The sequence below is a fragment of the Oscillochloris sp. ZM17-4 genome (genome assembly GCF_019599295.1).
In the GTDB taxonomy this organism is placed as follows: domain Bacteria; phylum Chloroflexota; class Chloroflexia; order Chloroflexales; family Chloroflexaceae; genus Oscillochloris.
The window spans coordinates 62722-71915 of record NZ_JAIEWN010000011.1 but is presented as its reverse complement, the minus strand read 5'-3'; the positions used below and the strand labels follow the sequence as shown (position 1 = coordinate 71915).

Annotated in this window: 8 protein-coding genes; 4 read left to right on the top strand and 4 right to left on the bottom strand. The window is 68.0% G+C overall.

From position 1 onward, the window contains the following. On the top strand, nt 1–355 hold a 355-nt coding region (locus K2Z83_RS10745; protein ID WP_220595183.1), incomplete at its 5' end, for a small ribosomal subunit Rsm22 family protein. A 2-nt stretch (nt 356–357) separates the two neighbouring features. Here K2Z83_RS10745 and K2Z83_RS10740 read toward each other — a convergent pair. After that, nucleotides 358–924 (bottom strand): MOSC domain-containing protein, encoded by a 567-nt coding sequence (locus K2Z83_RS10740; protein ID WP_220595182.1) that lies wholly within the window; start codon nt 922–924, stop codon nt 358–360. A 379-nt stretch (nt 925–1303) separates the two neighbouring features. Between K2Z83_RS10740 and K2Z83_RS10735 the strand changes: the two genes are divergently transcribed. Continuing rightward, nucleotides 1304–2800, top strand: coding sequence for an NAD(P)/FAD-dependent oxidoreductase (locus tag K2Z83_RS10735; RefSeq protein ID WP_220595181.1), 1497 nt, complete (start codon nt 1304–1306; stop codon nt 2798–2800). Between the two features lie 21 nt (nt 2801–2821). Here K2Z83_RS10735 and K2Z83_RS10730 read toward each other — a convergent pair whose 3' ends face one another. Together K2Z83_RS10730 and K2Z83_RS10725 are read right to left on the bottom strand one after the other, a co-directional pair. Next, nucleotides 2822–4087 carry a sensor histidine kinase KdpD gene (locus tag K2Z83_RS10730; RefSeq protein ID WP_220595180.1) on the bottom strand — a complete coding sequence of 422 codons (1266 nt, stop codon included), beginning with the start codon at nt 4085–4087 and terminating at the stop codon, nt 2822–2824. A gap of 304 nt (nt 4088–4391) precedes the next feature. Continuing rightward, entirely contained in the window at nt 4392–6056 is a 1665-nt protein-coding gene (locus K2Z83_RS10725; RefSeq protein WP_220595179.1) for an NAD(P)/FAD-dependent oxidoreductase, read from the bottom strand. Nucleotides 6057–6348: 292 nt separating this feature from the next. On the opposite strand from K2Z83_RS10725, the gene K2Z83_RS10720 reads away from it, so the two are divergent. Continuing rightward, entirely contained in the window at nt 6349–6582 is a 234-nt protein-coding gene (locus tag K2Z83_RS10720) for a hypothetical protein (RefSeq protein ID WP_220595178.1), read from the top strand. Further along, a complete protein-coding gene (locus K2Z83_RS10715) occupies nt 6575–6928 on the top strand; it encodes a putative toxin-antitoxin system toxin component, PIN family (protein ID WP_220595177.1) in 354 nt (117 codons plus the stop codon). Before K2Z83_RS10720 ends, K2Z83_RS10715 begins: the two co-directional genes overlap by 8 nt. Nucleotides 6929–7005: 77 nt before the next feature. Here K2Z83_RS10715 and K2Z83_RS10710 read toward each other — a convergent pair. Next, a partial coding sequence (locus K2Z83_RS10710) for a kelch repeat-containing protein (protein ID WP_220595176.1) occupies nt 7006–9194 on the bottom strand: 2189 nt, incomplete at its 5' end.

Genomic DNA, 9194 nt, shown 5'->3' with positions numbered 1-9194 from the left:
CGCCGCCGGGGCCTGGATCGTCGCGCCCTGCCCGCAGCAGGGCGCGTGCCCGCTGCCCGATGACGACTGGTGCCACTTCGCCCAGCGCATCGCCCGCAGCAAGGCCCAGCGCGCCGCCAAGGGCGCCGAGCTGGGCTACGAGGACGAGAAGTTCGCCTACCTGGCCGTGGCCCGCGAGCCAGGGACGCCGATCGGCGCGCGGGTGCTGCGCCGGCCCGTCGCCCGCCCCGGCCGGATCGAGCTGACCCTCTGCGCGCCCGAGGGCCTGCGCACAGAGACCGTCACCAAGGGCGACCGCGCGCGCTGGCGGGCGGCCAGGGATGCGGAGTGGGGCGACGCGCTGCCCAGCGAGTAGGCCTATAGCTCGTCGAGCTTGCGCACCATATCGCCCACGCGGATGCGCCCCGGCCGGATCACCTTCGCATTGATCCCGCGCAGGTTCAGCCGCTTCCCCTCGGGCGCGCTGATGAAGGCCAGGGCGTCGCGGCCGAAGCGCGCCAGAAACTTCGCGCAGCCGGTGTGGGGCTGCGCGGTCACGGCGACCACAGCCGCGCCGATGGACAGCCGGGTGCCGGGGGGCAGGTTCTCCGCGCCGAGGTCCAGGTCGACCACCAGCTGGTCGCCGGCGAGCGGCCAGCGATCCTCGCCGCCGGCGATCAGGGCCAGCAGGCGGGCGTTGATCAGGGTCAGCTGCATATCGGGGTGGGCCGCGCCGTCGGCGGTGCGCGAGCTGCCGCGCGCGCGCCAGTTGTCGCCGGACAGGCCATCGGCCAGATCCAGCTCGCCCTCGGCCAGCACCTCGCGCGCGCCCGAATCCGGCCGGCGCACGATCATCATCAGGGCCCCGGCGTCGGCCGGCGACTGGCGGATGGCCTCCAGGCCGGCCTCAAGCTCGACCATGGGCACGTGGGGCGTGTCGGACATAGGGGGTTCTCCTCGCAATACAGCAATTCGCCCGAACTAGGGTGCGGCGGATTGTTCTGCAATGAATTGTTCTGCAATGAATCGTCACCGCGTCGGGGCGGCCCTGGTGGCCGCCCACAACGCCAATCATCGCAGCAATGCCGGGCATTGCCCGCATTGATCTCGCCAATGCGGGCAATGCGGCGCATTAGGGGCGGGCACGCAGGCCCGCCCCGACGGCATTGCGTGCGCTGCGGTGCGGGAACATACGTCACACCCACCGAACTATACCACGGCGGCCCGCCCGATCAGACTCCTGGTATACTGGATTTATTGGGCTGCGCAGCGCCCAATCTGTAATCTGCAATCTGCAATCTGCAATCCGATACAAGGAGCGACAATGGGCCAGCGAGTGCTGATCGTCGGCGCCGGGCCGGGGGGCATGGCCACCGCCATGCGCCTGGCCGCGCGCGGCTACGAGGTGGAGATATATGAGGCCGAGGATCGCGTGGGCGGGCGCATGCGCGGCTTCGGCCTGGGCGACTACCAGTTCGACACCGGGCCGACCATCCTCCAGGTGCCGCGGATCTACGAGGAGCTGTTCGCGACCTGCGGGCTGCGCTTCAGCGATTACGTCAAGCTGACCCGGCTCGACCCGAACACCCGCATCGGCTTCTGGGACGGCACCCACATCGACCTGACCTCGGACATCGCCGCCTTCAAGGCCCAGCTTGCCAGCTTCGGCCCCGACCTGCCGGCGGCCTTCGAGCGCTGGTACATCGAGCACCTGGGCAAGAACGTGGTGGGCTACGGCCCCTACCTGGGCCAGCCGGTGCGCTCGCCCCTGGGCTACCTGCGCCCCGATGAGATCCTTGCCGCCCTGCCCTTCCGCCCCTGGGAGAGCCTCTACACCCACTTCAAGCGCTTCTTCGACGACGAGCGCCTGATCTACGCCCTGGGCTACCAGGCCAAGTACCTCGGCATGCACCCCACGGCCTGCTCCAGCGTGTTCAGCCTGGTCACGTTCCTAGAGTTCCACGAGGGCGTCTGGCACCCCGAGGGCGGCTTCCGCGCCCTGGCGAGCGGGCTCGGCCGGGCCGCCGAGGACCTGGGCGTCAAGATCCACCTGAGCAGCCCGGTGCGCCAGGTGATCGTCTCCGGCGGGCGGGCCACCGGCGTCGAGCTGATCGACGGCCGGCGCATTGCCGCCGACGCCGTGGTGCTCAACGCCGACTTCGGCCACGCCGTGAAGACCCTGCTGCCCGAGGGCGCCCGCGGCCCCTACACCGACCGCAAGCTGGCCAAGATGGACTTCTCCTGCTCGACCTTTATGCTCTACCTGGGCGTGGACCGGCGCTACGAGGAGCTGCCCCACCACCAGCTCTACCTCTCGCAGAACATCCGCCGCCACGACCCGCTCTGGGCCAAGAGCGCCGTCCTCGATGAGGACGACCCCTCGTTCTACGTCTGCAACCCGACGATCGTCGACCCGGCCAACGCGCCCGAGGGCCACAGCACGCTCTTCGTGCTGGTGCCCGTGCCGAACACCGCCTACCCGGTGGACTGGGCGGCCAAGGCGCAGAGCTACCGCGACCTGATCGTATCGCGCATGCCGCTGCTGGGCTACGAGGGCGTGGAGCGACACATCGTGGCCGAGCGCCACTTCACCGCCGAGACATGGCGCGACGACTTCCGCACCCATCTGGGCGCGGTGTTCAACCTGACCCACGGCTGGAGCCAGCTCGGGCCATTCCGCCCGCACATCCGCCACAGCGGGGCCGGCCGGCTCTACTGGATCGGCGGGGCTGTCCACCCCGGCAGCGGCCTGATGACCATCCTGGAGGCGGCCAAGAGCGCCGTCCACTTCATCGGCGAGGATCTGCCGGTGGAGCAGTAGGGGCGCGGCGCTGCCGCGCCCCTACTGCTCCACCGGCAGGCGCACGGTGAAGCGGCTGCCCTTGCCCGCCACGCTCTCGACCGACACGCTGCCGCGGTGCAGCGCGACGAGCTGAGACACCAGGGCCAGGCCGATCCCGGTGCCGTCGTAGCGGCGGGCCAGCCGGTTGTCGAGCTGGCTGAACGGCTGGAAGAGCCGCCCCTGGTCGACGTCGGTGATGCCGATCCCGGTGTCCCACACGGTCAGATCCACAAAGCTATCGCACCGGATCGCCAGCAGGCCGATCTTGCCGCCCTCGGGGGTGAACTTCACCGCGTTGCTCAGCAGGTTCAGCAGGATCTGGCGCATGCGCTGCGGGTCGCTGGGGATCAGGCCCACGTCGGGGGCGACCGTCAGCGTGACTGAGATACCCTTGCCCTCGGCCTCGGGCCGGATCAGGCGGGCGCACTGGGAGCAGACATCGCTCACCGAGACCATATCGAAGGCGAACTCGTGCTTGCCGGCCTCCATCTTGACCAGGTCGAGGATGTCATTGATCAGGCCGAGCAGCTGACGCCCGCTCTGATCCACAGAGCCGAGGGCGCGCTGCTGCCGCTCGTCGAGGGGGCCGTAGATCTCCTCCCGAAGCAGCTCGACGCTGCCGAGGATCACATTCAGCGGCGTGCGCAGCTCGTGGCTGATGCTGGACAGGAAGGCGTCCTTCATCTGGTTGGCCTGGCGCAGCTGGGCGTTGGCCGCCGAGAGCTCCTCGGTTCGCTCGGCCACACGGGCGGCCAGGCTGGCCCGCTCCTGCTCGAGCAGCAGCCGCTGCTCCTCGGCGCGCGCCAGCGCCATGTCGGTCAGATGGCGGGCCAGGGCCATGCCGCCCACGAGCACGATGGAGAGGCCAATATTGAACGGCTCGGCGTAGACCCCCGTCCAGCCCGCACGGGCGAGCAGGCAGAGGTAGCTCGTGGTCGCCGAGAGGATCACCCAGCGCCAGTCGGCGAGCACCAGGGCCAGCACCGGGGGCAACAGTATAGCCGCCGCAAACACCTGCGACACGTACGGCTCGGTGTGGATCATGCCGGCGCCCAGGCTGACCCCAACCAGCACCATGTAGCGCGGCCACTGGTATCCACGCCAGTAGAAGCCGAGGGCGACGGCGAAGACCAGAATGAAGATCAGCGCCCAGATCCGGTGAAAGATGAGCTGAGGGGTAGACAGAAAGTAGGAGGCGAGGAACACCTCCATAACAACGAGGAGCCAGAGCAGTGCAAGCGTCGCTCGGCGCGATAGGTACGACATATCGGTAGTGTGCTGTGGGGCGTCGGGGTGATGCCCCACAGGAATTGACCATAGGCACTGTGGGCTCATTGTAGCCCGCTCATATTACCCCCTGCTGGGGCGAAGCCCCATGCGCATCACGTCTAGGGCTGCCGCCCTAAAAACCGTGCTTGTTTTGCGGAAATATTGCCAGCTTCGCTGGCAATATTTCCGCAAAACAAGAGGAGAATGTGGGCTTACCTTGATACGCATGGGGCGAAGCCCCAGACCCTGCTTTTGTGTGGGGGTGGCGAAGCCACCCCCACACCCCCGCCTAGCGGCAGCCCTATCGTGATCGCTCGCCACCCCGGCCGGCGGCCCAGATCCCGGCGGCCAGCGCGCCGGCGCCCAGGGCCAGGGGCGCCCACAGCCGGCGCCGCGTGTCGCCGATCACCACCTTGGCCGTGTTGTAGCCGCTGGCCCCGAACACGCCGCCGCCCGGGTGGGTGCTGGCCCCGGTCAGGTAGAGCCCGCGCACGGGGGTACGGTAGCCAGACAGCTCGGGCAGCGGGCGGTACATGAACATCTGGTCGAAGCTCATCTCCAGGTGCATCACATTGCCCCGCAGCAGCCCGAGGCGCCGCTCCAGATCCAGCGGCGTCTGGACATAGCGGTCGATGATCTTGCCGCGCATGTTGGGCGCGTAGCGGTAGAGCACCTCCAGCACCGAGTCGGCCACCCCCTCGCGGATATCGTCCCACTGGCGGCCGCCGCTCAGCTCGTAGGGGAAGTACTGCGCCCAGAGGAAGACGGTGTGCTTGCCGGGCGGGGCCACGTCCGGGTCGATCGCCGAGAAGGTCATCGCGATCACCGCCGGGTCCTTGGCCGGGTTGCCCTGGATGTAGTCCTCGTAGGCCCGGCGCACGTGGCCCATGCTCGGGCTGAGCAGCTGGAGGCCGTGGTGGCTCTCGTGGGGCCGCCCGCCCGAGGGCGCGGCCAGGTAGTCGGGCAGCTCCTCGGCGGCGCAGCGCACGGTCATGCCGAAGCCGTTGCCGACCCGCAGGTTGTTCAGCCGATGGACCATGTCGCCCGGCAGGTGCTCGGCGCCGACCAGCTTGAGCATGGTGGTGAGCACGTGGGCGTTGGAGATGACGATCGGCGCGCTGTACCTCTGGCCGTCCTCGGTCTCGATGCCCTGGACGCGCCCGCCATGGACGATGATCCGCTTCACCGGCGCGTCCAGGGCCACGTCGCCGCCCATGCTCTTCAGGCTGCGGGCCATGGCCTGGGTGAGCATGCCGCTGCCGCCGCGCGGGTGCTTGGCCCCGCTGGTGTGCAGCATGGCGTGCCAGCCGAAGAAATCCCCGGCGCCGATCTCGTCCGGCGGCGGGCCACTCTGGGCGGCCAGCCAGGTCATGGCCGAGCGCATCGCCTCGCTCTCGAAGGTCTCATTGATCAGCTGGGCGTAGCTGGAGAACAGCTTGCGGCTGACCTCGGTGGCCCCGGCGAGGCCGCCGGGCATGCGCGGCACCACGGCGGCCACGCTGCCGAAGAGCCGCCCGGTAGAGGGCGGGTTGAGGAAGGCGCTAAACACCGCCTCGTTCAGCGGCGTCCAGTAGGCCAGGAACTGCCGGTAGGCCTCGGCGTCGCGCGGGCAGACCGTGGCGATGCTGGCGATGGTCTTCTCGGTGTCGCGGTAGAAGCTGATCGAGCCGCTGCCGTCGGGAAGCGGGTAGAAGGCGTAGGGGTCCATGTCGATATACTCCAGCCCGTGCTGCTCAAGCTGGAGGTCGCGCACCACCGGGGTGAGGTGGATCATAATGTGCGCGGAGGAGCCGACGTCGATCTTGTAGCCGGGGATGTCCTCCTCGGTGCAGACGGCGCCGCCGACGATCGGCCGGCGCTCGGCCACGAGGACGCGCATGCCGGCCCTGGCGAGGTAGCCGGCGCAGGTGAGCCCGTTGTGGCCGCCGCCGACGACGATCACATCGTAGTCTGTCTTCTGGGACATGGGTCTGCTTTCTTAGACAAGGGTACAGGGGACAGGGGACAGGGGACAGAGGACAGGTCAAGCACATCAGGAAGCGATGGGTAACGTAGCCTGACTTGCCCCCTCATGATCCGTGAGTTCCTTTCTCATATAGTATACGTCAGAACGCAGGCGCGCCGCCCTTCGGCCAAAAAACCGATCAGGGCGACTGCGTTACCGCGAAAGAGAAAAAGGAGTAGTATATCACAAACAAACGTGCTATACTCTCTTTCGGAGAGTACACATATGAAGTAGGGCGAGCAAGGAGTGCATGATGAGTAACGCAACGATTATGATCCCTGTTGATACCGCAACAGCGGCAAAATATTATGCGGCAACGGAAGAAGAGCGGCGGAAAGTACAATTACTTGTACGCCTGCTTTTCCGTGCAACCGCGATGCCTGTGGAGGGAACGCTGCAAAACATTATGGATGAAATGAGCGACGAAGCGCAAACTCGCGGATTAACACCTGAAATCCTTAATCAAATCCTGAGCGAACATGAGTAGTCGCTTTGTTATTGATACAAATACCATCGTTAGCGCCGCACTTTTTCGTCAATCCGTCCCGCGCCAAGCGGTAGATGCCGCACTTGCAGGTGGAATCGTGCTTGTTTCAGACGCAACGACGCTCGAATTAACCTCAGTGCTTTTGCGGAGCAAATTTGACCGCTATCTTTCAAGCGATGTACGAGAGCGTTTTCTGACAGTTTTCTTGCAGCAAACAGCACTTATTGAGATTATTGAGCCAATCACCGCTTGCCGCGATCCGAAGCAGGGGAGAGGATCTCTCGCGAATGTCACCCTGAGCGAAGCGAAGGGTCCCGACCGGGATTCTTCGCTTCGCTCAGAATGACCGCCATCACATATGAGGCCACTACCGATTGCAGATTGCAGATTCAATCTGCAATCTGCAATCTACAATCTGCAATCCTAACGCGGCGGCAGGTCGGCGGCGGGCGCGGCGGGCGCCGCCCCGGCCAGCGTCGTCAGGTTGACCGCCGTCGTGGCAGGAACCGGGCCGAGGATGTTGTTGTAGGGGCCGCCGTCGCGCTCGTGCGTCTCCCGCACGCCGCCGTAGGTTGTCGCGCTGCTGGCTGAGTCCACGTGGGCGTAGAGCAGCGTTCCTGCGCTGATCGGCCCGCCGGGGTTGCTGTAGTCGGCGCGGTAGTAGGCGTCGCCGACGGTGAGCGTGATCCGCGCGCCGGGGGCCAGCGGCGCGGTGACGCCCCAGGTCAGCCCGCGCGTGCCCAGCGCGTCCCAGGTGTCGTTGAGCTGGGTCGGAGCGCGGGTCGGGGCGATCAGCAGATCCACCCAGAAGGCTTCGCTTGTGGCCGCCGCCCCCTGGTTGGCGATGGTCACGGAGAGCTGCCCGCCCGCCGTGCTAATCTGCGCGACCACCAGGTCGGGCAGGGCCGGCGGCGGTGTCGGCACCATCACGAGTGACAGGTAGATGCGGGTGATCGGGGCGACCGGGCTGTACGTCCGGCTGAGCTGAGTCGCGGCGCTGTTGCTATTCCCCGCCGCGTCCGTGGCCACCCCGGCGGCGATATCCGCCGTCACCGCGCCGTCGGCCGCCGGCGTCAGGTCGAAGGTGTAGACCGTGGCGCTCACCGCCACGAAGTTGCTCACCGTCGCGTTCCCCGCCACGATGTCGTCCACGGTGAAGCCGGTCACGCCCTCGCTGAACGTCGCCGTCACCGGGATGGGGCTGGCGTTGGTTGGGTTGGGCGCCGCGCTGGTGAGGCTCACCGTCGGCGCGGTCTGATCCACCTGGATGATCACGCTCTGGCTGGGGATGGCGTTGACGAAGACCGTCAGCAGCGCGTAGCCGTCCGGGAAGGTGCCGAGCGCCTGGCTGGTGAAGCTGGTGTCCGACCAGCCCGCCGCCGGGTCTGGGCTGAGCCAGCGGGTCAGGCCGCCGTCGAGCGCGCGCAGCTGCACCAGCGGGTAGCCGGTGGCCGAGCTGTTCGCGCCGCCCGAGGATGCCTCCGAGATGCCCCGGAAGCCACTGCCGCTCAGGGCGATCGGGCCGCTCGCCACGGTGATCGGCGCGGTCGTGATCGTCGGGCGCCAGGTCGGATCGAAGCCGAGGCCGACATCGTACCGCTCCGCGCTACTCAGGTAGCCGCTGCTGCCTATGCCGCCGACGACCAGCACCTGCCCGCTCGCCAGCAGCGTCGCCGTGTGCCAGTAGCGCGCGCTGGCCAGGCTGCCGGTCGCGCTCCAGAGGCCCGTCGCCGGGTCGTACACCTCCGCGCTGCTCAGGCGACCGCTGCTGCCCAAGCCGCCGACGACGAGCACCTGCCCGTCAGGCAGCAGCGTCGCCGTGTGGCCGTAGCGCGCGCTGGCCAGGCTGCCGGTGGCGCTCCAGCTCCCCGTCGCCGGGTCGTATAGCTCCGCGCTACTCAGCTCGCCGCTGCTGCCTATGCCGCCGACGACGAGCACCGTGCCGTCAGGCAGCAGCGTCGCCGTGTGGACGTAGCGCGCGCTGGCCAGACTGCCGGTGGCGCTCCAGCTGCCGCTCGCCGGGTCGTACAGCTCCGCGCTGCTCAGGGTGCCGCTGCCGTCCCTGCCGCCGACGACGAGCACCTGCCCGCTCGCCAGCAGCGTCGCCGTGTGGGAGTCGCGCGCGCTGGCCAGGCTACCGGCATCGCTCCAGCTGCCGCTCGCCGGGTCGTACCGCTCCGCGCTGCTCAGGTAGCCGCTGCCGTCATAGCCGCCGACGACCAGCACCTGCCCACTCGCCAGCAGCGTCGCCGTGTGCCAGTAGCGCGCGCTGGCCAGGCTGCCGGCATCGCTCCAGCTCCCCGTCGCCGGGTCGTACCGCTCCGCGCTGCTCAGCACGCCGCTGCTGCCATAGCCGCCAACGACGAGCACCGTGCCGTCAGGCAGCAGTGTCGCCGTGGGCCTGTAGCGCGCGGTGGCCAGGCTGCCGGTGGTGGGGCTCCAGCGGTCCGTCGTCGGGTCGTACCGCTCCGCGCTGCTCAGGTAGCCGCTGCCGTCATAGCCGCCGACGACGAGCACCGTGCCGTCAGGCAGCAGCGTCGCCGTGTGAATGAAGCGCGCGGTGCTCAGGTTGTTGGTGGGGCTCCAACTGCCCGTCGCCGGATCGTAGCGCT

What these genes read in the sequence shown, in the direction of transcription:
- K2Z83_RS10735 (WP_220595181.1), top strand. Translation starts at nt 1,304, where the DNA reads ATGGGCCAGCGAGTGCTGATCGTCGGCGCCGGGCCGGGGGGCATGGCC.
- K2Z83_RS10720 (WP_220595178.1), top strand. Translation starts at nt 6,349, where the DNA reads ATGAGTAACGCAACGATTATGATCCCTGTTGATACCGCAACAGCGGCA.
- K2Z83_RS10725 (WP_220595179.1), bottom strand. Translation starts at nt 6,056, where the DNA reads ATGTCCCAGAAGACAGACTACGATGTGATCGTCGTCGGCGGCGGCCAC.
- K2Z83_RS10740 (WP_220595182.1), bottom strand. Translation starts at nt 924, where the DNA reads ATGTCCGACACGCCCCACGTGCCCATGGTCGAGCTTGAGGCCGGCCTG.
- K2Z83_RS10730 (WP_220595180.1), bottom strand. Translation starts at nt 4,087, where the DNA reads ATGTCGTACCTATCGCGCCGAGCGACGCTTGCACTGCTCTGGCTCCTC.
- K2Z83_RS10715 (WP_220595177.1), top strand. Translation starts at nt 6,575, where the DNA reads ATGAGTAGTCGCTTTGTTATTGATACAAATACCATCGTTAGCGCCGCA.